At 73.1% G+C, this 25,738-nt stretch carries 25 protein-coding genes; 12 read left to right on the top strand and 13 right to left on the bottom strand.

Going from position 1 to position 25,738, the window contains the following annotated elements; all coding sequences use genetic code 11:
- The first annotated feature begins 26 nt into the window (after positions 1–26).
- Entirely contained in the window at positions 27–809 is a 783-nt protein-coding gene (locus ACZ45Q_RS11885; RefSeq protein WP_468258555.1) for a hypothetical protein, read from the top strand.
- 696 nt (positions 810–1,505) lie between these two features.
- On the opposite strand, the gene chpE is transcribed toward ACZ45Q_RS11885, so the two are convergent.
- From chpE to ACZ45Q_RS11870, 3 genes are all read right to left on the bottom strand, one after another.
- Entirely contained in the window at positions 1,506–1,751 is a 246-nt protein-coding gene (gene chpE / locus ACZ45Q_RS11880) for a chaplin ChpE (RefSeq protein ID WP_468258552.1), read from the bottom strand.
- A gap of 162 nt (positions 1,752–1,913) precedes the next feature.
- Entirely contained in the window at positions 1,914–2,555 is a 642-nt protein-coding gene (locus ACZ45Q_RS11875; RefSeq protein WP_468258549.1) for a response regulator, read from the bottom strand.
- Positions 2,548–3,693, bottom strand: coding sequence for a GAF domain-containing sensor histidine kinase (locus tag ACZ45Q_RS11870; protein WP_468258546.1), 1,146 nt, complete (start codon positions 3,691–3,693; stop codon positions 2,548–2,550). Before ACZ45Q_RS11870 ends, ACZ45Q_RS11875 begins: the two co-directional genes overlap by 8 nt.
- Before the next feature lie 208 nt (positions 3,694–3,901).
- Here ACZ45Q_RS11870 and ACZ45Q_RS11865 point away from each other — a divergent pair, with 208 nt between their 5' ends.
- The 3 genes from ACZ45Q_RS11865 to ACZ45Q_RS11855 all read left to right on the top strand — a co-directional run bounded on the left by ACZ45Q_RS11865 (position 3,902) and on the right by ACZ45Q_RS11855 (position 6,752).
- Positions 3,902–4,600, top strand: coding sequence for an SDR family NAD(P)-dependent oxidoreductase (locus tag ACZ45Q_RS11865; RefSeq protein ID WP_468258543.1), 699 nt, complete (start codon positions 3,902–3,904; stop codon positions 4,598–4,600).
- Positions 4,597–5,724 (top strand): S-adenosylmethionine:tRNA ribosyltransferase-isomerase, encoded by a 1,128-nt coding sequence (locus ACZ45Q_RS11860; RefSeq protein WP_468258540.1) that lies wholly within the window; start codon positions 4,597–4,599, stop codon positions 5,722–5,724. Before ACZ45Q_RS11865 ends, ACZ45Q_RS11860 begins: the two co-directional genes overlap by 4 nt.
- A gap of 299 nt (positions 5,725–6,023) precedes the next feature.
- The gene (locus ACZ45Q_RS11855) at positions 6,024–6,752 is read left to right on the top strand and encodes a transglycosylase SLT domain-containing protein (RefSeq protein WP_468258537.1); all 729 of its coding nucleotides are present in this window, start codon (positions 6,024–6,026) and stop codon (positions 6,750–6,752) included.
- A 112-nt stretch (positions 6,753–6,864) separates the two neighbouring features.
- Here the strand turns inward: ACZ45Q_RS11855 and ACZ45Q_RS11850 are convergent, their stop codons facing one another.
- Positions 6,865–9,432 (bottom strand): ABC transporter ATP-binding protein/permease, encoded by a 2,568-nt coding sequence (locus ACZ45Q_RS11850; RefSeq protein WP_468258534.1) that lies wholly within the window; start codon positions 9,430–9,432, stop codon positions 6,865–6,867.
- 240 nt (positions 9,433–9,672) lie between these two features.
- Between ACZ45Q_RS11850 and ACZ45Q_RS11845 the strand changes: the two genes are divergently transcribed.
- Both ACZ45Q_RS11845 and serB read left to right on the top strand, forming a co-directional pair.
- Positions 9,673–11,559, top strand: coding sequence for a streptophobe family protein (locus tag ACZ45Q_RS11845; protein WP_468258530.1), 1,887 nt, complete (start codon positions 9,673–9,675; stop codon positions 11,557–11,559).
- Between the two features lie 188 nt (positions 11,560–11,747).
- Entirely contained in the window at positions 11,748–12,983 is a 1,236-nt protein-coding gene (serB, locus tag ACZ45Q_RS11840; protein WP_468258527.1) for a phosphoserine phosphatase SerB, read from the top strand.
- Between the two features lie 111 nt (positions 12,984–13,094).
- Here the strand turns inward: serB and ACZ45Q_RS11835 are convergent, their stop codons facing one another.
- The 4 genes from ACZ45Q_RS11835 to ACZ45Q_RS11820 form a co-directional block, all read right to left on the bottom strand.
- A complete protein-coding gene (locus ACZ45Q_RS11835) occupies positions 13,095–13,613 on the bottom strand; it encodes a SixA phosphatase family protein (RefSeq protein WP_468258524.1) in 519 nt (172 codons plus the stop codon).
- A 129-nt stretch (positions 13,614–13,742) separates the two neighbouring features.
- Positions 13,743–13,949, bottom strand: coding sequence for a hypothetical protein (locus ACZ45Q_RS11830; protein ID WP_468258521.1), 207 nt, complete (start codon positions 13,947–13,949; stop codon positions 13,743–13,745).
- Positions 13,950–14,208: 259 nt separating this feature from the next.
- Complete coding sequence (locus ACZ45Q_RS11825; protein ID WP_468258518.1) at positions 14,209–14,325, bottom strand: SGM_5486 family transporter-associated protein; 117 nt, start codon at positions 14,323–14,325, stop codon at positions 14,209–14,211.
- A 34-nt stretch (positions 14,326–14,359) separates the two neighbouring features.
- Positions 14,360–15,772 (bottom strand): CynX/NimT family MFS transporter, encoded by a 1,413-nt coding sequence (locus tag ACZ45Q_RS11820; protein WP_468258515.1) that lies wholly within the window; start codon positions 15,770–15,772, stop codon positions 14,360–14,362.
- Positions 15,773–15,842: 70 nt separating this feature from the next.
- On the opposite strand from ACZ45Q_RS11820, the gene ACZ45Q_RS11815 reads away from it, so the two are divergent.
- Positions 15,843–16,535 (top strand): FadR/GntR family transcriptional regulator, encoded by a 693-nt coding sequence (locus ACZ45Q_RS11815; protein WP_468258512.1) that lies wholly within the window; start codon positions 15,843–15,845, stop codon positions 16,533–16,535.
- Here ACZ45Q_RS11815 and ACZ45Q_RS11810 read toward each other — a convergent pair.
- The 3 genes from ACZ45Q_RS11810 to fabG all read right to left on the bottom strand — a co-directional run bounded on the left by ACZ45Q_RS11810 (position 16,513) and on the right by fabG (position 18,567).
- The gene (locus ACZ45Q_RS11810) at positions 16,513–16,932 is read right to left on the bottom strand and encodes a hypothetical protein (RefSeq protein WP_468258510.1); all 420 of its coding nucleotides are present in this window, start codon (positions 16,930–16,932) and stop codon (positions 16,513–16,515) included. The genes ACZ45Q_RS11815 and ACZ45Q_RS11810 overlap by 23 nt on opposite strands.
- Before the next feature lie 157 nt (positions 16,933–17,089).
- Positions 17,090–17,857 (bottom strand): enoyl-ACP reductase FabI, encoded by a 768-nt coding sequence (gene fabI / locus ACZ45Q_RS11805; RefSeq protein WP_468258507.1) that lies wholly within the window; start codon positions 17,855–17,857, stop codon positions 17,090–17,092.
- 5 nt (positions 17,858–17,862) lie between these two features.
- Positions 17,863–18,567 (bottom strand): 3-oxoacyl-[acyl-carrier-protein] reductase, encoded by a 705-nt coding sequence (fabG, locus tag ACZ45Q_RS11800; protein WP_468258504.1) that lies wholly within the window; start codon positions 18,565–18,567, stop codon positions 17,863–17,865.
- Positions 18,568–18,826: 259 nt separating this feature from the next.
- Here fabG and ACZ45Q_RS11795 point away from each other — a divergent pair, with 259 nt between their 5' ends.
- The 3 genes from ACZ45Q_RS11795 to tyrS are packed head-to-tail and all read left to right on the top strand — an operon-like array spanning position 18,827 to position 23,072.
- Positions 18,827–20,350 (top strand): TldD/PmbA family protein, encoded by a 1,524-nt coding sequence (locus ACZ45Q_RS11795; RefSeq protein WP_468258502.1) that lies wholly within the window; start codon positions 18,827–18,829, stop codon positions 20,348–20,350.
- Positions 20,347–21,750 carry a metallopeptidase TldD-related protein gene (locus ACZ45Q_RS11790; RefSeq protein WP_468258499.1) on the top strand — a complete coding sequence of 468 codons (1,404 nt, stop codon included), beginning with the start codon at positions 20,347–20,349 and terminating at the stop codon, positions 21,748–21,750. The genes ACZ45Q_RS11795 and ACZ45Q_RS11790 overlap by 4 nt, the downstream gene beginning before the upstream one ends.
- A 56-nt stretch (positions 21,751–21,806) precedes the next feature.
- Entirely contained in the window at positions 21,807–23,072 is a 1,266-nt protein-coding gene (gene tyrS, locus ACZ45Q_RS11785) for a tyrosine--tRNA ligase (RefSeq protein ID WP_468258496.1), read from the top strand.
- Between the two features lie 219 nt (positions 23,073–23,291).
- Here the strand turns inward: tyrS and ACZ45Q_RS11780 are convergent, their stop codons facing one another.
- Complete coding sequence (locus tag ACZ45Q_RS11780) at positions 23,292–23,567, bottom strand: GlsB/YeaQ/YmgE family stress response membrane protein (RefSeq protein ID WP_468258493.1); 276 nt, start codon at positions 23,565–23,567, stop codon at positions 23,292–23,294.
- 261 nt (positions 23,568–23,828) lie between these two features.
- Here ACZ45Q_RS11780 and ACZ45Q_RS11775 point away from each other — a divergent pair, with 261 nt between their 5' ends.
- Positions 23,829–24,224, top strand: a complete 396-nt coding sequence (locus ACZ45Q_RS11775) for a DUF3099 domain-containing protein (protein ID WP_468258489.1) — start codon at positions 23,829–23,831, stop codon at positions 24,222–24,224.
- A gap of 218 nt (positions 24,225–24,442) precedes the next feature.
- Entirely contained in the window at positions 24,443–24,664 is a 222-nt protein-coding gene (locus tag ACZ45Q_RS11770; protein ID WP_468258611.1) for a hypothetical protein, read from the top strand.
- A 26-nt stretch (positions 24,665–24,690) separates the two neighbouring features.
- On the opposite strand, the gene moaA is transcribed toward ACZ45Q_RS11770, so the two are convergent.
- On the bottom strand, positions 24,691–25,680 hold the full coding sequence (gene moaA / locus ACZ45Q_RS11765) for a GTP 3',8-cyclase MoaA (RefSeq protein WP_468258486.1): 990 nt from the start codon (positions 25,678–25,680) through the stop codon (positions 24,691–24,693).
- Between the last annotated feature and the right edge of the window lie 58 nt (positions 25,681–25,738).

Below are 25,738 nucleotides of genomic sequence, written 5' to 3'. Positions count from 1 at the left end.
CTCGGTCCGGTCCTTAGGGTGGGGGCATGCTCTCCGAACCACGTGCCGGGCGCCTGGCCGCCTGGGGAAATGCCCTTCTTGCCGGACTTGTCCCGCCGGACGACGCCGCGGTCGCCATCGTCGGCGAGGACGCCGTGCACCGGGTGGAGGGACTGCCGGGCGAGTCGGCGCCGGTCGGTCTCACGCTCGGGCTGGGACGGCTGCGGACGCTCGGGGCGAAGGGGCTCCGGGTGGCGCTGCCCGCGCCGGGGCATCCGCTGGGGCTGAGCGGGCCGCCGGAGTTCAACAAGCGCGCCCTGGAGGCGGAGGAGGCGGTGGTCTGTCACGGTGCCGCGCTCGGGCTGGTGCCGGAGGTGTACGAGGCCGGGCCCGAGGGTGATGTGCACGTGGAGGTGGTCTGGCACTGTCTGCCGGTGCGGGAGGCGCCGCCCGCCGACGTGCCGTCGCTCGGTGAGGCGGAGCGGGAGCTGGCGGAGGCGCTGCGGGAGGCGACCGAGGTGCTGACGCGGCTGGACGTGGCGGCGTCGGGGCCGGTGGCGCAGGCGGCGATCGACGCGTACCGGGCGCGGGCCGAGGCGGGGCGTGAGGTGCTGGCGCCGGGGTATCCGCCGCGGGCGGTGCGGGTGCTGGAGCTGGCGCAGCGGGTGGGGGCGCTGATCTCGCTGGCGTACGGCAACGGGCACGGGGGTGCGGTGAGCGCGTCCGAGATGGCGGCGCGGGGGGCCGCGCTGCGGCCGGTGGAGCGGACGGCTCGGCGGGCGCAGGTCGCGGCGTACAACTCCGTTGTGGAGGAGCGGGAGCGGGGGTGAGGTCGGCGCGGGGGTGAGGTCCGGTGCGGGGTGACGTCGGGCGTGGGGCGAGGGGGCGGGCCTCGAGGCACGGGTGGGCGTTGGTGCGCGGGGCTGGGTTGCGCGGCCCGGCGTGGCGGGGTGCCGTCCGCGCCCACCCGTGCCGCCCTGCGGCACGACTGCCCGCGGACTGACGGCGTGACCGGCCGCGGGTCGGCGGCATCGCCGCCGCGGCGGGCAGGCCGGGGGCGCGAGACGGACGGCGTGACCGGCTGTGGGTCGGGCGTGGGGCCCGGTCGTGGAGCGGGCGTGAGGACCGACCGTGGACAGGCGGCATCACCGCCGCGGGCGGACGGCGTGACAGGCCGCGGACCGGCGGCATCATCGCTCGCTGACTGACGGCGTGACCGGTCGTGGATCGGATGTGGGACCCGGCCGTGGAGCGGCGGCATCATCGTTCGCGGGCTGGCGGGCGTGACCGGTTGCGGGGCGGGCGTGGGGCTCGGTCGTGGAGCGGTGGCGGCACCGCTCGCTGGGCGGTGGTGGGGGCGGACGGGGACTGGCGGCGTCGGCGGCCGGTCGTGGGGCGGTGGCGGCACCGCCGTGGGCCGATCGGGGGCCGGCCGTGTCACGCGGCATCGCCGTGGGGCGGCCGTGCCACCGACCGCGGGCCGGCCGTGGGGCCGGCCGCGGGGTGGTGGGGCGTGGCGCGTGGCGTCAGCGGTTGAGACCGAGGTTGCCGAAGGCCGGGTTCAGGACGCCGATGACGTTCACGCTGTTGCCCACGGCGTTGACCGGGATGTGGACCGGCGCCTGGACCACGTTGCCGGAGCCGACGCCCGGGGAGCCGACGGCCTTGCCGTGCGCGGCGGAGCCGTCCGTGGCGGAGGCCATCCCGGCACCGGCGGCGACCAGACCGCCGGCCACCATCGTCACGGCTGCGGCCTTCTTCAGGTTCTTCACTTACAAGCCCTCCTTGCGATTGCCGCGGCAGTCACCGCGGCACGCACTGGAGAACGGCCGGACGCCGGGATGGATGCGCCATGTGGGGGACATTCCCACGACGGTATGAATCTCAGCCCGGAGGGGAACGTTCCGAATTGCCGCCTCCGCTACGGGTGCGGATCAGCCGGCCATCCCGTGGCGCACGGCCCACAGCGCGGCCTGGGTGCGGTCCGCGAGGTCGAGCTTCATGAGGATGTTGGAGACGTGCGTCTTCACCGTCTTCTCGGACAGCACCAGAGCACGGGCGATCTCACGGTTGGACCGGCCGTCCGCGATCAGGCCCAGCACCTCGCGCTCCCGCTCCGTGAGCGAACCGGCCCTGCCGGGACCGGGGCCGCCCTCCTCCTCGGAGAGCAGGGCACCGGCGACCTCGGGCTGGAGGAGGATGTGCCCGGCGTGCACCGAGCGGATGGCGCCGGCCAGCGCGTCGGGGTCGACGTCCTTGTAGACGTACCCGGCGGCGCCCGCGCGCAGGGCCGGCACCACCGTGCGCTGCTCGGTGAAGCTGGTGACGACCAGGACGCGCGCGGCGTTGTCCAGCTCGCGGAGCCGGCGCAGGGCGTCGACGCCGTCCATGCCCGGCATCTTGACGTCCATGAGGATGACGTCGGGGCGCAGTTCCTCCGCGCGGGCGACCCCCTCGGCCCCGTCGGAGGCCTCGCCCACGACCTCGATGTCGTCCTGCACCTCCAGGAAGGTGCGCAGTCCCCGGCGGACCACCTGGTGGTCGTCGACGAGCAGGACCTTGATCGCATCAGCCACCGGGGACCTCCATCTCGATCGTGGTGCCCTTGCCGGGCGCCGACTCCACGGTCAGCCTGCCGCCGACCCCGCTCGCCCGGTCCCGCATGGAGACCAGCCCGAGGTGCCGTCCCGCCCGGCGGACCGCGCGCGGGTCGAAGCCGCAGCCGTCGTCGGTGATCTGCAGCACGGCCCCGGGGCCGCGGCGGTCCAGCGTCACGTCGACGTGTCCGGCGGCGGAGTGCCGCAGGGCGTTGTGCAGCGCCTCCTGGGCGACGCGGAGCACCGCCTCCTCCTGTGCGGCGGGCAGGGCGCGTACGCCGTGGCCGGTGAAGGTCACGCGCGCGGTGTGGGCGCGGTCGAGGACCTGTATCTGGGTGCGGAGCGTGGCGACCAGACCGTCCTCGTCGAGCGCGGCGGGGCGCAGTTCCACGACGGCGGCGCGCAGCTCGTCGGCGGCCTCGGCGGCCAGGGCGGCCACCTGCTGGAGTTCGCCCTTGGCGCGGGAGGGGTCGCGGTCGACCAGCCGGGCTGCGGCCTGGGCGGTCAGGCGCAGGGAGAACAGCTTCTGGCTGACCGCGTCGTGCAGCTCGTGGGCGAGGCGGGAGCGTTCCTCGGCGATGGTCAGTTCGCGGCTGCGTTCGTACAGGCGGGCGTTGGTCAGGGCGATCGCGGCGTGCTGGGCGAGGATGCCGAGGAGTTCCTCGTCGTCCTCGGTGAAGCCGCAGCCGCCGGCCGGCCTGGCGCAGTTCTTGTTGGCGAGGAAGAGGGCGCCGAGGACCTCGTCGCCGTCGCGGATGGGCAGCCCGAGGAAGTCGGCGAGGTCGGGGTGGGCGGCGGGCCAGCCCTCGAAGCGCGGGTCCTGGCGGACGTCGGCGAGCCGCTCGGCCCTGGCCTCCTGGAGCATCGAGGCGAGGATGCCGTGCTGGCGGGGCAGCGGGCCGATGGCCCTCCACTGGTCCTCGCTGACGCCGTCGACGACGAACTGGGCGAAGCCGCCGTGGTCGTCGGGGACGCCGAGCGCGGCGTACTGCGCGTCGAGCAGCTCGCGGGCGGAGGCGACGATCGTCTTGAGGACGTCGCGCACCTCGAGGTGCCTGCTCATGGCCAGGAGCGCGGAGCTGACCGCGGCGAGGCCGGACCGGGGGCCGTGACTCATGTCCTCACGGTACCGGCGGGGTGTGACGGCGCGGATCGGACGAGTGGCGGCGGTCGCCTGGGCCGGTGGCCCTAGGTCCCTGGTCCCGCCCGTCCGGCCTAGGGCGAAGGGCCCCGTGGGTTGCGGCCCCTGCCCGAGGCGGCCGTAGGGGCCGCGTTCCTACGGTGAGGGCACGTGATCAAGCGACGCTGGGGACAAGGAGACGGCCATGCCGGTAGCGATCGTCACGGGGGCTTCGAAGGGACTCGGCCGGGCTCTGGCCGAGGCGCTCGCCGGACGCGGCTGGGATCTGGTGCTCGACGCCAGGACGCCTGAGGTACTGAAGGAGACGGCGGCGGCGCTGGAGTCGTACGGCACGCGCGTGGTGGCTCCGCCGGGGGACGTCACGGACGCCGGGCACCGGGCGGAGCTGGTGGCGGCGGCGCGGCGGCTGGGCGGTGTCGATCTGCTGGTGAGCAACGCCAGCGCGTTGGGTGCCGAGCCGCTGGTGCGGCTGGCGGAGCTGGAGCCGGCCGGGCTGCGGCGGGCGCTGGAGGTGAACGTGGTGGCGGCGCTGGGCCTGGTGCAGGAGGCGCTTCCGCTGCTGCGCGCGTCCGGTGCGGGCGCGGTGATCGCGGTCAGCTCCGACGCGGCGGCGGAGGCGTACGAGACGTGGGGCGGATACGGGGCGTCGAAGGCGGCCCTGGACCAGCTGGCGGCCGTGCTGGCGGTGGAGGAGCCGGGGCTGCGGGTCTGGGCGGTCGACCCCGGTGACATGGCCACGGACCTGTACGCGGCGGCGGTGCCGGACGACGACGATCCACGGCCGGACCCGGGCAGTGTCGTCCCGGCGTTCCTGCGGCTGCTGGACGAGCGGCCGGCGAGCGGGCGGTATGCGGCCCCGGCGCTGCTTCGGGAGCGGCGATGACGGTGGCGACGGGAGTGCCGCCGCGCGGGCAGGTTCGCGCGTGGGGCGAGGTGCCGGCGGAGCTGTCGGCGCGGGTGCCGGTGGAGCAGCGGGGGCCGGGGCTGGACCGGGACGCCGTGAGGCTGCTGGTGTCGCGCGGCGAGGAGGTAGCCCATCACCGGTTCGGGGAGCTGCCCCGGCTGCTGCGGGCCGGGGACCTGCTCGTGGTCAACACCTCACCGACACTGGCCGCCGCCGTCGACGGGCGGATCGGGCACGCGCGCGTGGTGGTGCACTTCTCCACGCGCGGGGACGACGGGCGGTGGGGGGTCGAGTTGCGCGATCCCGACGGGCGGGGCACCACGCGCGCGCGTGCGGGGCGCGCGGGTACAGAGGTGCGGTTGCCCGGTGGCGGGCGGCTGGTGCTCCGGGAACCGCTGAGCGCGCGGGGCGAGCGGCTGTGGTGGGCGCGGGTGGCAGGGGCGGACGTGCCGGGGCTGCTGCGGGCGCACGGGCGGCCGATCCGGTACGGGTACACGGAGCGGGACCAGCCGCTGTCGGCGTACCAGACGGTGTTCGCGCTGCCCCGGGCCGACGGGTCGGGCAGTGCGGAGATGCCGAGTGCCGCGCGGCCCTTCACGGCGCGGACGGTGGCGGAGCTGGTGAGCCGGGGCGTGCAGTTCGCGCCGGTCGCACTCGACACCGGGGTGGCGTCGGCGGAGGCGCACGAGCCGCCGTACCCGGAGCGGTTCTCGGTGCCGGAGGCCTCGGCACGGCTGATCAACGCGGCCGGCGCCGGGGGCGGGCGGGTGATCGCGGTGGGGACGACGTCGGTGCGGGCGGTGGAGTCCGCGGCCGGTGCCGACGGCGTCGTACGGGCCCGGGAGGGCTGGACCGATCTGGTGGTGACCCCGGAGCGGGGGGTGCGGGTGGTGGACGGGCTGCTGACGGGGCTGCACGAGCCGGAGGCCTCGCACCTGCTGATGCTTCGGGCGGTCGCGGGGCGGGCGGCGGTGCAGCGGGGGTACGAGGAGGCGCTGCGCGAACGCTACCTGTGGCACGAGTTCGGGGACGTGCATCTCCTGCTTCCTCCGGAGAGCCCGGAGAGCCCTCACGGCATGCATTGCTCCGGCAACTGCGGGTGAGAAGGGCGGGAGGCCCGTGTGAGCCCGGGCATAGGGCCCACATCACGTACGAACGGGAGTAGGAGAACGACTCGTCCCATTTGAGCGGGGCAGACGGTCCTGTCTGCCCCGTTTTGTCAGTTCCTGATCCACTACCCGGGGTCGTACGTCACACCTTTGCCTCGCGATTTTGCGGCCGCTAAGAATTGCTCTCGTCGCTCGGCGCCGCGGGTTCTGCCCCGCGGCGTTTCGCCGGAAACATCCCCCTGTCCCCGCCGGACATGAGCGACCTCCGCGCTATTCGAAGAGGTCCCTTCCGCATGCCCAAGAACATCTTCACCCGTCGCCATAGTCGTCCCCTGAGCCGCAACCACAAGATCGCCATCGCCGGTGTCGGCACCCTCGGTGCCGCGGCCGTCGCGCTCTCCGCGATCCCGGCCGGTGCCCAGACCACCACGACGGCCGAGGCCGCCCCCGCGGCGAAGGTGGCGTACAGCGACAAGCAGATCAAGGACGTCCACGCGAGCGTCACCGACCAGCTCGCCGGCGCCAGCGAGAAGGTCAAGGCCATCGAGGCGAAGAAGGAGGCCGCCGCCGCCAAGGCGAAGGCCGCCGCCGCCAAGAAGAAGGCCGCCGCCGAGAAGGCCGCGAAGGAGCGTGCCGCCAAGGAGAGCGCCAACCGCTCCGCGGAGCGCGCCCCGGCGAAGAAGGCCGCCGCCAAGACCTACCCCGACAACCTCGACGGCTGGATCCGCGAGTCCCTCGCGATCATGAAGAAGCACGACATCCCGGGCTCCTACGAGGGCATCAAGCGCAACATCCTGCGCGAGTCCTCGGGCAACCCGAACGCCATCAACAACTGGGACATCAACGCCCGCAACGGCATCCCGTCCAAGGGTCTGCTCCAGGTGATCCCGCCGACGTTCGAGGCCTACCACGTCCCGGGCACCCCGAAGAACATCTGGGACCCGGTCGCCAACATCACGGCCGCCTGCAACTACGCGGCCGACCGCTACGGCTCGATGGACAACGTCGACAGCGCGTACTGACACCGGTCGGCGCGGACCTCTTCCAGCCGCGCGCTGCTGACGCCGAAGGGCGGCACCCTCCTGACGGGGTGCCGCCCTTCGGGGCGTCCACGGGCCCGCGGGACCCGCCGGGTCACTTGCGCATGACCTCCGGCTCGTGGCGGCGCAGGAAGCGCGCCACGAAGAAGCCGCAGACCACACCGAGCGCGATCAGCGCGGCCATGTCCATGCCCCAGGCGCCGACCGTGTGCTCCCACAGCGGGTCGTTGTCCGCGCCCTCCTCGGGCGGGCTGATCTTGTTGAAGTCCAGCGTGGCGCCGGCCGCGGCGACCGCCCAGCGGGACGGCATCAGGTACGAGAACTGGTTGACGCCGACCGTGCCGTTCAGCGCGAACAGGCAGCCGGTGAACACCACCTGGATGATCGCGAACATCACCAGCAGCGGCATGGTCTTCTCGGCCGTCTTCACCAGCGAGGAGATGATCAGGCCGAACATCATCGAGGTGAAGCCCAGCGCCATGATCGGCAGGGACAGCTCCACGAGCGTCATCCCGCCGAGGATCAGACCCTCCTCCGGGATCTCCCGGCTGGAGAAGCCGATCACGCCGACCAGCAGCCCCTGGAGCACGGTGATCATGCCGAGCACGAACACCTTCGACATCAGGTACGCCGAGCGCGACAGGCCGGTCGCGCGTTCCCGCTCGTAGATCACCCGTTCCTTGATCAGCTCACGGACGGAGTTGGCGGCACCGGCGAAGCAGGCGCCGACCGCGAGGATCAGCAGGACGGTGGTCGCGGTGCCGTTCGGGATGATCCGGCCGGTCTGCGGGTGAGGCTCGTTCGGCAGCAGGCCGCGGTCGGGGTCGATCAGCAGGCTCACCGCGCCGAGCACCGCCGGCAGGATCACCATCAGGGCGAGGAAGCCCTTGTCGGAGGCGATCACGGAGATGTAGCGGCGCACCAGGGTGACCCACTGCGACATCCAGCCCTGGGGCTTGGGCGGCTTCATCGCCTGCATCGGCGTCTGTACGGCCTGCGGGGCCACCGCGTCGATGTCCGCGGCGTACATCTGGTAGTGCTGCGAGCCCTTCCAGCGGCCGGCCCAGTCGTAGTCGCGGTAGTTCTCGAAGGCGGAGAAGACGTCGGCCCAGGTGTCGTAGCCGAAGAAGTTCAGCGCCTCCTCGGGCGGGCCGAAGTAGGCGACGGAACCGCCCGGCGCCATCACCAGGAGCTTGTCGCACAGCGCCAGCTCGGCCACCGAGTGGGTGACGACGAGGACCGTGCGGCCGTCGTCGGCCAGCCCGCGCAGCAGCTGCATGACGTCGCGGTCCATGCCCGGGTCGAGGCCGGAGGTCGGCTCGTCCAGGAAGATCAGCGACGGCTTGGTCAGCAGCTCCAGGGCGACGGACACGCGCTTGCGCTGGCCGCCGGACAGGGAGGTGACCTTCTTGTCCTTGTGGATGTCGAGCTTCAGCTCGCGCAGCACCTCGTCGATGCGGGCCTCGCGCTCGGCCGCCGTGGTGTCGGCGGGGAAACGCAGCTTGGCCGCGTACTTCAGGGCCTTGTTGACGGTCAGCTCCTTGTGCAGGATGTCGTCCTGCGGGACCAGACCGATGCGCTGGCGCAGCTCGGCGAACTGCTTGTAGAGGTTGCGGTTGTCGTACAGCACGTCGCCCTGGTTGGCGGGCCGGTAGCCGGTCAGCGCCTTGAGCAGGGTCGACTTGCCGGAGCCGGACGGGCCGATGACCGCGATCAGCGACTTCTCGGGGACGCCGAAGGAGACGTCCTTGAGGATCTGCTTGCCGCCGTCGACCGTGACGGTCAGGTGGCGGGCGGAGAAGGACACCTCACCGGTGTCGACGAACTCCTCCAGCCGGTCGCCGACGATCCGGAACGTCGAGTGGCCGACGCCGACGATGTCGGTCGGGCCGAGCAGCTGGGTGCCGCCCTTGGGGATCGGCTGGCCGTTGACGTACGTGCCGTTGTGCGAGCCGAGGTCGCGGATCTCCATGCGGCCGTCGGGCGTCGCGTGGAACTCCGCGTGGTTGCGGGAGACCTGGAGGTCGGAGACGACCAGGTCGTTCTCCAGGGCACGGCCGATGCGCATGACGCGGCCCAGCGAGAACTGGTGGAACGTCGTCGGGCTGCGGTCGCCGTACACCGGCGGCGCCCCCGCCGCGCCGCCGGAGCCGTGCTGCTGCGGGATGTGCGGGGCGCTCTGCTGCGGCGCTCCCTGCGGCTGCTGCTGCCAGCCGGCCTGCGCGGCCTGCTGCTGGTGGGGCGCCTGCTGGTGCGGGTGCTGCCCGGCCGGGGCCTGGTGGGCGGGGGGCTGCTGGGCCCAGCCCGCGTCGGCGCCCTGCCCGGCGTACGGCTGCTGGGGCTGGGCCTGCGGTGTGCCGACGGCCGCCGCGGCGCCGGACAGGCTCACGCGCGGTCCGTCGGTGGCGTTGCCCAGGTTCACCGTCGAACCGGCGCCGAGCTCCAGCTGATGGATCCGCTGGCCCTGCACGAACGTGCCGTTGGTGCTGCCGTGGTCCTCGATGACCCAACTGCGGCCGTTGTGGCTGACCGTGGCGTGACGCCAGGAGACCCTGGCGTCGTCGAACACGATGTCCCCCTGAGGGTCGCGTCCGAGCGTGTAAGACCTGGACGGATCGAGCGTCCACGTCCGTCCATTCGATTCCAGTACGAGTTCCGGCACTCCATGCCCCACTGAGTTGTCCCCCGAGTTACCCCCGTCGCGGGGAGTCTAGGGATGTCGAACATCGGGGGGAACTATTTCAGGCTCGGCCCCCTGACCGAAAGTCGGGCCTTGTGAAGAGTGCGTACGCGCGCCCCCGTGGTCTCCGTTGACGGGGTGGAAACCTGGCCGGAGAGTGGTAATCCACGCGAGGGGGACAAGTACGGCGGTCCCGCCGCACAGCGGATCGGGGGGTCTGCCATGAGCGTGTCCACGAGCGTCGAGCCCGCGCGGTACGGCAGGAAGGTGCCGTGGTGGGACGTGCTGCTGTCCGCGGTGGCCGCCGTGAGCTGGGCGCTGATCGGCATGGCGGGGACGGCGGCGCTCGGACTGCATCTGCTCGGGGCGGACGCGGCGGGCTCGTTGGGGCCGATGACCGCGGCGGTGGTGGCGCTGGGGGCGGGCGGTTCCGTCACGCCGTCCGGTGACGTCTCCGCGTTCGGGCTGGACGGTACGGAGGCGCACACGGCGATCGAGATCACGCCACTGGGGGTGGGGCTGGCCGGGGCGTTGCTGCTGTCGTTCTTCTTCCTGCGGTCGTTGCGCACGGGGGCCGCCGTGGTCCCGCTCGGTGAACTCCTCGCGCGGGCGGGCGCGGTGGTCGCGCTGTTCGTCGCGATGCTGGGCGGGCTGGCCTGGGTGGGCCACGACGTCGTCACGATCGACGGGCGTTCGCTGGGCCTGGACGACCTGCCGGGCGGAAGCGGTGACGGGAGCGGGGGCCTCGAGATCCCGGGGCTCGGGGACGTCGGGGACATCGGGGGACTGCTGCCCGACCGGATCGGTGACCTGGTGGCGGCCGAGGCGGCGGTGGGGTTCACGGTGGACCCCGCTCCCACGCTGCTCGGCGGGCTCGCCTGGTCGACGGGCGTCCTGCTGATCGCGCTGCTGGCCTCGCGCCGCACTTCCCTGCCGCGCGGCTGGGAGGCGCTGCACCGGGTGGTGCGGCCGGCCGTGTCCGCCGTGGTGGCGGTGCTGATGGTGGCGGTGGCGGCCGGGCTCGCGGCGGCGGCCTGGGCGGCGGTCGGCGACGACCGTCCCCGCCGGATCGTGGGGGCGGCGCTGCTGGGGGCACCGAACGGGGTGTGGCTCGGTGTGCCGGTCGGTCTGTTCGTGCCGTGGGAGGGCCGGGCGACCGGCGAGTTCGCTGGGCTGCTGCCCGATCCGCTGGACGAGATGCTGAGCGTGCGGTCGCAGGAGCCGGTCACGCTGGCGCGCCTGGCGGAGCTGGACGGCAGGGTGTGGCTGCTGGGCGTCGCGACGGCGCTGCTGATGCTGCTGGCGGGGGTGCTGACGGCGGCGCGCACGCCGGTGCCTGCGCCGGAGGGGTCCGTGGGGTTCGCGGGGCGGACGGCCGGGGTGAGCGGGGCGGGCTCGGCGGGGCGGACGGCCGGGGTGAGCGGGGTCCGGTTCGCGGGGCGTTGTGCCGTGCGGTTGGGGGTGGTGGCCGCAGTGGCGGTGCCGCTGGTGGTCTGGCTGACGCGGGTGTCGGTGGACGCGTCGCTGTCCGTGCTCGGGGTGGACGCGTTCGGTGCCGGTGTGCTGCTCGAGGGGGACTTGGGGATGGCGGTGCTGCTGGGTGCGGCGTGGGGTGCGGGGGCGGGCGCCGCCGGGGCACTGCTCGCCCTGGCGGCCGGGGCCGCGGGCCGGCGGGCGGCGCCACTGGCACGGGCTGCCGGGGCGGTGGGGGACGTGGGCGTCGCCGGGGACCCGGGGCCGTACGCGCAGGGCACGCCGTATCGGGCGCCCGATCCCGGCACCAATCCCTATCTCCGGGGGCCCGAGGGCGCGCACGGCGTTACGGGTGCGCACGGCGGTGCGGACGCGTCCGGCGGTGGGGGCGTGTCCGGCCGTCCGGACGCGTCCGGCGGTGCGGACGTGTACGGGGCACCCACCGTGGGCGGGCCCGTGGTGCCGCCCTGTGGGCCGGGGCAGCCTCCGGAGTCCAGCCGTGCGCCGCGCTCCGACGGACCGGCCGGGTCCGGTGGGGGCTCCCGGCGGCGGGGCCCCCTCCGCTGGGGTGAGGGGCCGCCGCCACCGCCTCCCCCGCCACCGGCGCCACCGCGGCGGCCGAGGGGCGGCCGGTGACGAGCACCCCGGCACCTCTGGAACCTCCGGCACCACCGGCACACCCGACACCCCGGCGCTCCCGGCTCCCGGCGCCCGGGCCCGGTGCGCGTAAGGCCCGCGCCACCGGCACGACACCCACTGTTCCCTGTCCGCAGGGCGGACCCAGGGGGCGCGAGGCACCGGGTGCCGGATACCGTGGGACCACCATGAGCGCTTCGCAGACCTCTGACGTTCCCACCGACGTCCCCACGCTCCTCGTCAAGATCTTCGGCAAGGACCGGCCGGGCATCACGGCAGGACTCTTCGACACTCTCGCCGCATACTCCGTCGACGTGGTCGACATCGAGCAGGTCGTCACGCGTGGCCGGATAGTGCTGTGCGCGCTCGTGACCGTGCCGCCGCAGGGTCTGGAGGGAGACCTGCGGGCGACCGTGCACAGCTGGGCGGAGTCGTTGAAGCTCCAGGCGGAGATCATCTCCGGGACCGGCGACAACCGACCGCGCGGCCTCGGCCGCTCCCTGGTCACCGTCCTCGGTCACCCGCTCACCTCGGAGGCGACCGCCGCGATCGCCGCCCGGATCACCAAGGCCGGCGGCAACATCGACCGCATCTTCCGGCTGGCCAAGTACCCGGTGACGGCCGTGGAGTTCGCGGTTTCCGGCGTGGAGACCGAGCCGTTGCGCACCGCGCTGGTGACGGACGCGGCGGCACTGGGTGTCGACATCGCCGTCGTGGCCGCCGGGCTGCACCGCAGGGCGCAGCGGCTGGTCGTCATGGACGTGGACTCCACGCTCATCCAGGACGAGGTGATCGAACTCTTCGCCGCGCACGCGGGCTGCGAGGACCAGGTCGCCGAGGTGACGGCGGCGGCGATGCGCGGGGAACTGGACTTCGAGCAGTCCCTGCACGCGCGCGTGGCGCTGCTGGAGGGGCTGGACGCCTCCGTGGTGGACAAGGTGCGCAGCGAGGTACGGCTGACCCCGGGAGCGCGCACCCTGATCCGCACGCTGAAGCGGCTCGGCTACCAGGTGGGGGTCGTCTCGGGCGGCTTCACCCAGGTCACCGACGATCTCAAGGAACGGCTGGGTCTGGACTTCGCGCAGGCCAACACGCTGGAGATCGTCGACGGGAAGCTGACCGGCCGGGTCACCGGCGAGATCGTGGACCGGGCGGGCAAGGCGCGGTTGCTGCGCCGGTTCGCCGCCGAGGCGGGCGTGCCGCTGTCGCAGACCGTGGCGATCGGGGACGGCGCCAATGATCTGGACATGCTGAACTCGGCGGGACTCGGCGTCGCCTTCAACGCCAAGCCGGTGGTGCGTGAGGCGGCCCACACGGCGGTGAACGTGCCGTTCCTGGACACCGTGCTCTATCTGTTGGGGGTCACCCGCGAGGAGGTCGAGGCGGCGGACACCCTCGACCAGCACCTCGCCGAGGGAGCCTGAGACCCGGCCCTGTCAGCGGCGCGCGCCCATGGGACGGAGCCCGGCCCGGCAAAGGGCCCGGCACCGTCCCGGTGCCGGGCCCCTGTCGTACGGGATGGAGTCGGGCGGTGCTCAGTCGGCCGGCGCCCAGTAGTCGGCCAGCGTGGCGACGCCGGGCTCCAGCGTCTTCCAGGGGCCGGTGAAGGTCAGGACCGCGAAGGCGGCGGCCGGGAAGCCGCGGCGCTCCATCCGTTCGCGCGCCTCGCCCTCGGCCGAACCGGCCAGGATCTCGGCCAGTCCGTGCACGCCGGGGTTGTGGCCGATCAGCAGAACGTTCCGCAGGTCGTCGGGGGTCTCGTTGAGCAGGGCGATCAGCTCGCCGGGCGAGGCCTCGTAGATCCGCTCCTCGTAGACGGTTTTCGGCCGCTCCGGGAACTCATGGACGGCGAGCTTCCAGGTCTCGCGGGTGCGGGTCGCGGTGGAGCACAGGGCCTGGTCGAAGAGGATTCCGGTGTCGGCCAGCCGGCGTCCGGCCTCTGCGGCGTCCTTGCGGCCCCGATCGGCGAGCGGCCGCTCGTGGTCGGACACCTGTGGCCAGTCGGCTTTCGCATGCCGGAAGAGGACAATCCTGCGGGGTTCTGCGACGCTCATGCACCCCAGCTTCGCATGAAACAGGCCATGGGGCGCAGGGAGTTGACATGCGGATTCTCCGCCGCGAGGCGCGGCCGGGGCGTCCGCCGCGACCGTGCGCCCCGGGCACCGGCGCGGGCGCCCGGGTCATCACCGCGTGAGAAGCTGCCACAGCCGTTCCAGGACCTGGGCGACCATCGGGTCCCCGCCGGTCGCGTGGGCCTCCGACGGGTTGAGGATCAGGGCCAGCAGCGTGACGAAGGCGAGCGCCGGAAGGGCGAGGGCCCACCAGGGGAGCCGGATCTCGGTGCCGCCCCGGGTGGCCGGGCGGGGCCGGGTCTGTGTCGGTGCCGGCATGAGTGCCTCCGCTGGTCCTCGGGCGTCCCTGGTCCGTGTGCCACGCCGTGACCGCCTGGAGCGGTCACCACTCGAAGCTACGGAATCCGGGGCCGGCGGCCCATCCGGAGACCCACCCACTCGACCCTGACCCGCGCCCCCTAGGGGATCAGGGGGTTAACCCCACCCCGCCGACGAAAGGGACGGGCTCGGGCACGGCGACCGTCGCCGCCGATGCCCGTGACGCCGGTGCTGCCGGTGCTGCCGGGGATGCCGGTGATCAGGGGGCGACGATGGTCGCGATGATGCCGATGATCACGAAGATGGCCAGGAAGGAGCCGAAGACGAGCAGCATCTTCTTCTGGCCGTTCTGGGGGTTCGGGTCGAGGACTGGCATGGGGCAAGTCTCGCACCCTCCGTCCGGGCGCCGCTCAGCGGGCCGCCTCCTCCTCCACCGTGCGGTCGCGTCCGGCCAGGACGCCGACCAGCATCTGCGGCACCATCAGGGCGCTCATCAGCGCGATCGGCAGGCCCCAGCCGCCGCTGTGCTGGTAGAGCACGCCCACCAGGAGCGGGCCGGGGATGGAGATGAGGTAGCCGGTGCTCTGTGCGAAGGCGGACAGCTGGGCGACCCCGGCGCCGGTGCGGGCCCGCATCCCGACCATGGTCAGGGCCAGCGGGAAGGCGCAGTTGGAGACGCCGAGCAGCAGGGCCCAGGCCCAGGCGCCGCCGGCCGGCGCGAAGTAGAGGCCGGCGTAACCGGCGAGGCCGCAGGCGCCGAGGACGAGCACGATGGGGCCCTGGTGGGGCAGCCGTGTGGCCACCCGGGGAATGACGAAGGCCAGCGGCACGCCCATCACCATGGTGACGGCCAGCAGCAGCCCGGCGGTGCCGGCGGGCACGCCGGCGTCACGGAAGATCTGCGCCATCCAGCCCATCGTGATGTAGGCGGCGGTGGCCTGGAGGCCGAAGAAGACGGCGAGCGCCCAGGCGGTACGGCTGCGGGTGATGCGCAGCGCGGACCGCTCACCGGACGACTGCCGCTCCGTACCGGCCCGCCGGGCGGCGCCCGCCCCCGGGCCGGAGGCGGCCTTCCGCTCCCGTACGAAGGGCAGCCACGGCAGGACGGCCGCCGCGGCCACCACGGCCCACACGGCCAGGCCGGGCTGCCAGCCGCCGCCCAGCGCGTCGGTCAGCGGCACCGTCGCCGCGGCGGCGACCGACGTGCCGAAGGCCAGCGCCATCGAGTACAGGCCGGTCATGGACCCGACCCGGTCGGGGAACCAGCGCTTGACGATGACCGGCATGAGCACGTTGCTGACGGCGATGCCCATGAGCGCGAGGGCGCTCGCGGCCAGGAAGGCCGGGGTGCTGCCGGCATACGGGCGGATCAGCAGGCCAGCCGTGATCGCGGCCATGCCGGCGCACACCACGGCGCCGGGCCCGAAGCGGCGGGCGAGCCGCGGGGCGGTGACGCCGAAGACGGCGAAGCAGAGCGGCGGCACGGAGGTGAGCAGGCCCGCCACGCTGCCGCTCATGCCGAGCCCGTCGCGGACCTCCTCGAGGAGGGCGCCGAGGCTGGTGATGGCGGGGCGGAGGTTCAGGGCGGCCAGGACGATGCCGACGACGAGCAGCCTGGTGCGCCAGGCCGGCCACGCGCGCGTGGCCGCCCGTTCCGTCGCGTGGGAGGCGCCGGCGCCGGGCACGTCGGCCTCGTCGGCGCCCGGCTCCGCGGCTCCCGCCCCCTCGGCGCCCGCCGCTCCGCGCGCCTCGGGCACGGCCGAGCCGCTGACGGTCGTCGGTTGCACGGTGCGGGTCTCCTCAGTAGCCATGAGGCCCATCATAGAATCATGGGATGATTGGGTGTCCACTCGGTGGCTGCCGGCCGCCGCGAGCCGTGTGCGAAGGTGAGCCATGCCCTTGAGCCATCCCCGCCGCTCGGCCCTGTCCGAGCAGGTCATCGCCGCCCTGCGCCAGCAGATCGCCTCGGGCGAGTGGCCGGTCGGCTCCCGTATCCCGACCGAACCCGAACTCGTCGAGCAGCTCGGGGTCGCCCGCAACACCGTCCGCGAGGCGGTGCGCGCCCTGGCCCACAACGGCCTGCTGGACATCCGCCAGGGCTCCGGCACGTACGTCGTGGCGACCAGTGAGCTGGCCGGTGTGATGCACCGCCGTTTCGCCGACGCCGATCCCCGGCACATCGCCGAGCTGCGGTCCGCTCTGGAGTCGGCCGCCGCCCGGCTGGCCGCCGAGCGGCGCACCGAGAAGGACCTCAAGCAGCTCGACGCGCTGCTGCTGCGCCGCGAGGAGGCCTGGGAGTCCGGCGACACGGAGGCGTTCGTGACGGCGGACGCGACCTTCCACCTGGCCGTGGCGGCTGCCTCCCACAACGACGTGCTGACCGCGCTCTACGCGGACCTGGGCGAGGTGATGCGGGACTGGCTGCGGGAGGACGTGGGCGAGGAGCTGACGCCCGAGACGCACATGGACCACACGCGGCTGGTCGACGCGATCCGCGCGGGCGACGCCGAGACGGCGCGGTCGGAGGCGGCGGGCTATCCCTTCCAGTGCCGGCCGGGGCGGTTCAGTCCTCCGTCCGGTGCGTGACCCAGGCCCGGTCCACCTCTTTCCAGCAGCGTCCGTCCAGGCGCACCGTGAGCGCCGGGGCCGCCGGGACCGGGGCGCTGTCGGTGTCCACGTCCCACCATCGGGCGCACTCGACGTGCAGGCTCACCCGGTCGGTCGCGGGATAGGGATTGTGGCAGTACGCGGTCACGCGTGAGCCCTCGACGCGCACCCGGCACTCGGCGGCGTACGACGGCGCGGGCGAGGGGTCCCCGGCGGCCACGTGCGAGCGCTCTCCGCCCCGCTCCCCCGCGTCGGCGGACACGCGCGCGTGGGGCGTCCCGGCGGGCACGCGCGCGTGGGACGTCACCGGGTACGGCAGGGCGAGCAGGCAGACGACGGCGACGGTCGTCGGGACCAGGCGGCGGTGGGAGCGCACAAGGGGACCTCCTCGGCCGGCTGGGGAGGGAAGCGCGTGGGGGAACTCGTACTCCACAGTGCGCCGTTGAGGCCGCGCCCGCCCGGCCGGCTGGGCCGAACGAGTGACACGCGAAGGGGCCCGCGCCCCGTGGACGCGGGCCCCTCGACGGGTGCGCTCAGGCGCCGATGGCGTGCAGGCCGCCGTCGACGTGGACGATCTCGCCCGTGGTCTTCGGGAACCAGTCGCTCAGCAGGGCGACGACGCCGCGGCCGGCAGGCTCCGGGTCCTTCAGGTCCCATTCCAGCGGGGAGCGGGTGTCCCACACCGCGGCCAGGTCGCTGAAGCCCGGGATGGACTTGGCGGCCATGGAGCCGAGCGGGCCCGCCGAGACGAGGTTGCAGCGGATGTTCTGCTTGCCCAGGTCGCGGGCCATGTAGCGGTTGGTGGCCTCCAGGGCGGCCTTGGCCGGCCCCATCCAGTCGTACTGCGGCCAGGCGAACTGCGCGTCGAAGGTGAGGCCGACGACCGAGCCGCCGTTCTGCATCAGCGGCAGGCAGGCCATGGTCAGCGACTTCAGGGAGAACGCCGAGACGTGCATGGCCGTGGCGACGGACTCGAACGGCGTGTTCAGGAAGTTGCCGCCGAGCGCGTCCTGCGGGGCGAAGCCGATGGAGTGCACGACGCCGTCGAGGCCGCCCAGCTCCTCGCCGACCACGTCGGCGAGCCGGCCGAGGTGCTCGTCGTTGGTGACGTCCAGCTCGATGACCTTGGTGGGCTTCGGCAGCTTCTTGGCGATGCGCTCGGTCAGCGTGGGCCGGGGGAACGCGGTGAGGATGACCTCGGCGCCCTGCTCCTGGGCCAGCTTGGCGGCGTGGAAGGCGATGGAGGACTCCGTCAGCACGCCGGTGATCAGGACGCGCTTGCCCTCGAGAATTCCGCTCATGGTGATCAGTGACCCATTCCCAGTCCGCCGTCAACGGGGATGACGGCTCCAGTGATGTACGAGGCGTCGTCCGAGGCGAGGAACCGCACCGTCGCGGCGATCTCCTCCGGCTGCGCGTACCGGCCCAGCGGCACCTGCGACATGATGTTCGACCGCTGCTCGTCGGTGAGCGCCTTGGTCATGTCGGTGTCGACGAAGCCGGGCGCGACGACGTTGAAGGTGATGTTGCGCGAGCCCAGCTCACGGGCGAGGGAGCGCGCGAAGCCGACCAGGCCGGCCTTGGAGGCGGCGTAGTTCGCCTGGCCCGCCGAGCCGAGCAGGCCGACGACCGACGAGATGAGCACGACGCGGCCCTTCTTGGCGCGCAGCATGCCGCGGTTGGCGCGCTTGACGACGCGGAAGGTGCCGGTGAGGTTGGTCTCGAGGACGGAGGTGAAGTCCTCCTCGGACATCCGCATCAGGAGCTGGTCCCTGGTCACGCCGGCGTTGGCGATCAGGACCTCGACGGGGCCGTGCGCCTCCTCGATCTCCTTGTAGGCCTGCTCCACCTGCTCGGCGTCGGTGATGTCGCACTTGACGGCCAGGAAGCCGGCGGGCGGCTCCCCCGAGCGGTACGTGATCGCGACCTTGTCGCCGGCGTCGGCGAAAGCGCGGGCGATGGCGAGGCCGATGCCCCGGTTGCCTCCGGTGACGAGAACCGAGCGGCTCAACGGATCACCCTTTCGATAGCGGTCTGACTCAACCGCCCGGCCCGGTGGAGAGCAGGCGGCTTCCCTCGAAAACCTATCGGTCGCGAACCGGCGGGGGACATTCGGGCGCCCACAGTGGCTTACGGGAGGGACTGTCGGGTCCCTACAGAACGGGGCACACACGGGTCGGAAACCTGTGGTCCGCGGACGGGATGGGCGACATGATCGGAGCGACCACGGACCACACGACCTCCGTCCACGTCGACAGAAAGAGATGCCGGTGTCTCATAGCATCGACGAGGCCTTCACGGCCCTCCCCCTACGCCCCCTCGCCGACGCCGCCCTCGCACGCGCGCGTGCGCTCGGCGCCGAGCACGCGGACTTCCGGCTGGAGCGGGTGCGCAGCGCCTCCTGGCGGCTGCGGGACGCCAGGCCCGCCGGGTCCTCCGACACCACCGACCTCGGGTACGCGGTGCGCGTCGTGCACGGAGGTACGTGGGGCTTCGCCTCCGGCGTGGACATGACCCTGGATGCCGCCGCCAAGGTCGCCGCGCAGGCGGTGGCGATGGCGAAGCTGTCCGCGCGGGTGATCGAGGCGGCCGGGTCGGACGAGAGGGTCGAGCTGGCCGACGAGCCGGTGCACGCCGACAAGACGTGGATCTCGTCGTACGAGATCGATCCGTTCACGGTGCCCGACGAGGAGAAGTCGGCGCTGCTGGCCGAGTGGAGCGCGCGGCTGCTGGCGGCCGACGGGGTCGACCACGTGGACGCCTCGCTGCTCACCGTCCACGAGAACAAGTTCTACGCGGACACCGCGGGGACCGTCACCACCCAGCAGCGGGTGCGGCTGCACCCCGTGCTGACCGCGGTCTCGGTGGACGATGCCAGCGGCGCGTTCGACTCGATGCGCACTCTGGCGCCGCCCGCCGGACGCGGCTGGGAGTATCTGACGGGCACCGGCTGGGACTGGGACCGCGAGCTGGCCGAGATCCCCGCGCTGCTCGCGGAGAAGATGCGGGCGCCGAGCGTCGAGCCGGGGCTGTACGACCTGGTCGTCGACCCGTCGAACCTGTGGCTGACCATCCACGAGTCCATCGGCCACGCCACCGAGCTGGACCGCGCCCTCGGCTACGAGGCCGCCTACGCCGGCACCTCCTTCGCCACCTTCGACCAGCTCGGCAAGCTGCGCTACGGCTCGGAGCTGATGAACGTCACCGGCGACCGCACCGCCGAGCACGGCCTGGCCACCATCGGCTACGACGACGAGGGCGTCGCGGGGCAGTCCTGGGACCTGGTGAAGGACGGCACGCTGGTCGGCTACCAGCTCGACCGGCGCATCGCGCGGCTGACCGGCTTCGAGCGGTCCAACGGGTGCGCCTACGCCGACTCCCCCGCCCACGTGCCGGTGCAGCGCATGGCCAACGTCTCGCTCCGGCCCGACCCCGGCGGACTGTCGACCGAGGACCTGATCGGGGGCGTGGACCGCGGGATCTACGTCGTCGGCGACCGGTCCTGGTCGATCGACATGCAGCGCTACAACTTCCAGTTCACCGGGCAGCGGTTCTACCGCATCGAGAACGGGCGGCTCGCCGGGCAGCTGCGGGACGTCGCCTACCAGGCGACGACCACCGACTTCTGGGGGTCCATGGCGGCCGTCGGCGGTCCGCAGACCTATGTCCTGGGCGGTGCCTTCAACTGCGGCAAGGCCCAGCCCGGCCAGGTCGCGGCCGTCTCGCACGGCTGCCCGTCCGCCCTGTTCAAGGGAGTCAACATCCTCAACACCACCCAGGAGGCCGGTCGATGAGCGCTCACTCCACCAAGGCGCACCAGCCGCACGAGATCGTCGAGCGGGCGCTGGAGCTGTCCCGGGCGGACGGCTGCGTGGTCATCGCCGACGAGCACTCCACCGCCAATCTGCGCTGGGCGGGCAACGCGCTCACCACCAACGGCGTCACGCGCGGGCGCACGCTCACCGTCGTGGCCACGGTCGACGGCCGGGAGGGCACGGCCTCGGGGGTCGTGTCGCGGTCCGCGGTCACCGGGGACGAGCTGGAGCCGCTGGTGCGCGCCGCCGAGGCCGCGGCGCGCGGGGCGGGCCCCGCCGAGGACGCGCAGCCGCTGGTCACCGGCGTGCCCGAGTCCCCCGACTTCACCGACGCGCCCGCCGAGACGTCGTCCGCGGTGTTCGGCGACTTCGCGCCGGCCCTCGGTGAGGCCTTCGCACGCGCGCGTGCGGGCGGGCGCGAGCTGTACGGCTTCGCCAACCACGAGATGGTGTCGACCTACCTGGGCACCTCCACCGGGCTGCGGCTGCGCTGCGACCTGCCCACCGGGACGCTGGAGGTGAACGCCAAGTCGCCGGACCGCACCCGGTCGGCCTGGACGGGCCGGTCGACCCGGGACTTCAAGGACGTCGACCCGGCGGCGCTCGACGCCGAACTGGCCGTCCGCCTGGGCTGGGCCGAGCGGCGCGTGGAGCTGCCCGCCGGCCGGTACGAGACGCTGCTGCCGCCGACCGCGGTCGCGGACCTGCTGATCTACCAGATGTGGTCGTCCTCGGGCCGGGACGCGGCCGAGGGGCGGACGGTGTTCTCGCGGCCCGGCGGCGGCACGCGCGTGGGCGAGCGGCTGAGCGAGCTGCCGCTGACGCTGCGCAGCGACCCGGACGAGCCGGGTCTTCAGACGGCGCCGTTCGTGGTGGCGCACTCCTCCGGGGACGACCAGTCGGTGTTCGACAACGGCCTGCCGGTGCGGGCCACCGACTGGATCCGGGCCGGTGAGCTGGCGCAGCTGGCCACCACCCGGCACAGCGCGGCGCTGACGGGGCTGCCGGTGGCCCCGCAGATCGGCAATCTGATCCTGGACGGGGGCGGTGACCGCTCGCTCGAGGAGATGGTGGCCGGCACCGGGCGCGGGCTGCTGCTGACCTGCCTGTGGTACATCCGCGAGGTCGACCCGGCGACGCTGCTGCTGACCGGGCTGACGCGGGACGGCGTCTACCTGGTGGAGAACGGCGAGGTGACCGGTGAGGTGAACAACTTCCGGTTCAACGAGTCGCCGGTCTCCCTGCTGGGCCGGGCCACCGAGGCGGGCCGGACGGAGCGGACGCTGCCGCGTGAGTGGAGCGACTGGTTCACCCGGGCCGCGATGCCCGCGCTGCGCGTCCCCGATTTCCATATGAGCTCTGTCAGCCGGGGCGTATAACCTCGTAGTCGGCTGTCACCCGACTGCCCGAAGATCATCGAGGAGACACGAGAACCGTGACGGACATCGTCGACGAGCTGAAGTGGCGCGGCGTGATCGCCCTGTCCACTGACGAGGACGCATTGCGCAAGGCGCTCGCGGACGGTCCCGTCACGTTCTATTGCGGCTTCGACCCGACCGCGGCCAGCCTGCACGTCGGCCACCTGGTCCAGGTGCTCACCATGCGCCGGCTCCAGCAGGCGGGCCTGCGCCCGCTGGCGCTGGTCGGCGGCGCGACGGGCCAGATCGGCGACCCCCGCCCCACGGCCGAGCGCACGCTGAACGACCCGGAGACGGTCGCGAACTGGGTGACGCGGCTGCGCGCGCAGATCGAGCCGTTCCTCTCCTTCGAGGGCGACAACGCCGCGACGATGGTGAACAACCTGGACTGGACGGCCGGCATGTCGGCCATCGAGTTCCTGCGGGACATCGGCAAGCACTTCCGCGTCAACAAGATGCTGACGAAGGACTCGGTCGCGCGCCGTCTGGAGTCCGCCGAGGGCATCAGCTACACGGAGTTCAGCTACCAGCTGCTCCAGGGCATGGACTTCCTGGAGCTGTACCGGCGCTACGGCTGCACGCTCCAGCAGGGCGGCAGCGACCAGTGGGGCAACCTCACGGCGGGTCTCGACCTGATCCACAGGCTGGAGCCGGACGCCGAGGTGCACGCGCTGGCGACGCCGCTGATGACCAAGGCGGACGGCACCAAGTTCGGCAAGACCGAGGGCGGCGCGGTCTGGCTCGACCCGGAGATGACCACGCCGTACGCGTTCTACCAGTTCTGGCTGAACGCGGACGACCGGGACATCTCGACGTACATGCGCATCCTGTCCTTCAGGTCCCGCGAGGAGCTGGAGGAGCTGGAGCAGCAGACGCGGGAGCGTCCGCAGGCCCGGGCGGCGCAGCGGGCGCTGGCCGAGGAGCTGACGACGCTGGTGCACGGCGCCGAGCAGACGGCCGCCGTGATCGCCGCGTCCAGGGCCCTCTTCGGGCAGGGCGAACTGGCGGAGCTGGACGAGCGGACGCTGGCCGCCGCGCTCTCGGAGGTGCCGCACATCCGGGTCGCCGAGCCGGCCCCGGTGGTGGACCTGCTCGCCGAGGTCGGCCTGGTCGCCAGCAAGTCGGCCGCCCGCCGCACGGTGAAGGAGGGCGGCGCCTACGTGAACAACGTCAAGGTCGCCGGCGAGGACGCCGTCCCCGCCACGGAGGACCTGCTGCACGGGCGCTGGCTGGTGCTGCGCCGCGGCAAGAAGAACCTGGCCGCGGTCGAGGTCACCGGCTGACAGCGGCCGCCACCCGCCGAGCGGACGCACGGGCGGGGCGGTTCCCGCCCGGCGCGACGCGGCGGTTCCCGGTCGGCACGGGAGGGTGGTTCCCCCGGGGACGACGGGGCGCTTCCCGGCCGGCACGACGGGGTGGTTCCCGGTCGGCACGAGAGGGCGGTCCCGGTTCGCGGGACCGCCCTCTGCGTCGTGTGGGGGCCCGGCCGTCGTGCGCCGGGCTCACGCTCTGCGCTTGTTGCCGCGCACCTTCATGTAGAGCGCGTCACCGACGGCGACGATGACGATCGCCGCGGCGAGCTGGAAGATGTGACGCCACCAGTCGATGCCGGAGGTCGCGTCGACGCCTGCCGCGCGGGCGATCGCGTTGCCCGCGATGGCACCGAGCATGCCGAAGATGGTGGTCAGCCACAGTGGGCTGTGCTGCTTGCCCGGGATGATCGCCTTGGCGATCAGACCGAGCACGAATCCGACGATGATCGCCCACAACCAGCCCATGGCTGCCTCCTCGTACGGGTCTACGTGAGCATTACCGCCAGTCTCGGCGCCTACCGCGAACGGCGCATGCCGAGTACCGCCGTCCGGTGGACCCGGCCCCCGCGGTGCGGCGCGAAAGGTTCGCGCAGGCGACGGGCGCCCCGGTCTCGTGGGCGGCGCAGCGGCGGCGTAACGTGGAGCTGTCCGGGACCGGCTGTCCCCGAGCGGCCACGGACGCGGGACGGGGCGGGGAGGTCCGATGCGGGCGGATGGTGGAATGTGATGCGGAAGCGGAGCAGCGGCGGCGCCGAGGTGTTCCGGATCACCGGAGCCAGGACGAGCCTCCAGGAGGACGTCCGCGGGCGGCAGCGCCGCTATGTCATCTCGATGTCGATCCGTACGGTGTCGGTGATCCTCGCGGCCTCGCTGTGGAACGTGGAGCGGCATGTCGCGATCGTGGCCCTGGTGCTCGGGGCGGTGCTCCCCTACATCGCGGTGGTGATCGCCAACGCCGGACGGGAGAACGCGCCGTCGCTGCCGGACACGTTCGTCACCGCGCCGACCCGGCCGATGCTGGCCGACGGACCGCCGCGGGACGGCTTTGCGGAACCCGGTGCGGAGGACGCCGCGTCCCGGCCGAAGGCGGGCGCGCGCGGCGAGGCCGCCGACCGGCCGTGAGCTGGGCGGCGGCGGACGGGCCGGGTCACGTCCGCGCCAAGCTCAGGAAAAGCTCAGATCAATCATGCTGTTCCGGTGCCGGGCGAGTGGTTACCCGTGACATACTTCGTACGCGCTCCGCATCCCCCGTCGGAGCGACGGACCGACGCCGGGCAGCTCCCCCCGTGGCTGCTCGGCGTCGCCTTTTGCTGGGCCGAACGGGTTAGGGTCGGCCTGTGATGGTCCCTGATCCCGATACGCCGATCTGTTCCGCCAAGGGCTGCCGCGCCGCCGCCGTGTGGGTGCTGGCGTGGAACAACCCGAAGGTGCACACCCCCGAGCGGCGCAAGACGTGGCTCGCCTGCGAGGAGCACCGGGAGCACCTGTCCACGTTCCTGGGGGTGCGGGGCTTCCTGAAGGACGTGGTGCCCTTCGAGGAGTGGCAGGCGCGGAACGCCTGAGGGGCGCGCCGGTCCGGGAGCTGCTCTCAGCCGCCGATCGCGGACATCGGCCGGTCCGGCTGCACGAACGACGGGTCGTCCAGCCCGGCGCCGGCCTTCTTGCCCCACATGGCCCGCTTCCAGAGGCCGGCGATCTCCTCGTCCGGAGCGCCGGAGCGCAGGGCGGCGCGCAGGTCGGTCTCCTCGGTGGCGAACAGACACGTGCGGACCTGGCCGTCGGCCGTCAGGCGGGTGCGGTCGCAGGCCGAGCAGAACGGGCGGGTGACGGAGGCGATGACACCGACGACGTGCGGGCCGCCGTCGACCAGCCAGCGCTCCGCCGGGGCCGAGCCGCGCTTCTCGGAGCCCTCGGCGGTCAGCTCGAAGCGGGTGCGCAGCGAGGCGAGGATGTCGCCGGCGGTGATCATGCCGTCGCGCTTCCAGCCGTGCTGGGCGTCGAGCGGCATCTGCTCGATGAACCGCAGCTCGTAGTCGTGCTCGACGGCCCAGGCCAGCAGGTCGGGGGCCTCGTCGTCGTTGAGCCCCGGCATCAGGACGGAGTTGACCTTGACCGGGGTCAGTCCGGCCTCGCGAGCGGCGTGCAGGCCCTGGAGGACGTCCTTGTGGCGGTCGCGGCGGGTCAGGGTCTTGAAGACGTCGGGGCGCAGGGTGTCCAGCGAGACGTTGACCCGGTCCAGGCCCGCGGCCTTCAGGGCCTGCGCCGTGCGCTCGAGGCCGATGCCGTTGGTGGTGAGGGACATCTGGGGGCGCGGCTCGAGGGCGGCGACGCGCTCGACGATGCCGACCAGCCCGGGGCGGAGCAGCGGCTCGCCCCCGGTGAAGCGGACCTCCTCGATACCGAGCGAGGTGACCGCGATGCCGATGAGGCGGACGATCTCGTCGTCGGTGAGGAGGTCGGGCTTGGCCAGCCACTGCAAGCCCTCCTCGGGCATGCAGTACGTGCACCGCAGGTTGCAGCGGTCGGTCAGCGAGACCCTCAGGTCGGTGGCCACGCGGCCGTAGGTGTCGATGAGCACGTGGGCCCCCTCCCTCGCAGCGGATCGTGCCCGGAGCGCTTCTTCTCCGACACCTGCG

It is taken from the genome of Streptomyces sp. NPDC031049, assembly GCF_055571015.1.
Note: the sequence above shows the minus strand (reverse complement) of the source record. Positions and strands in the feature narration are given on the sequence as shown.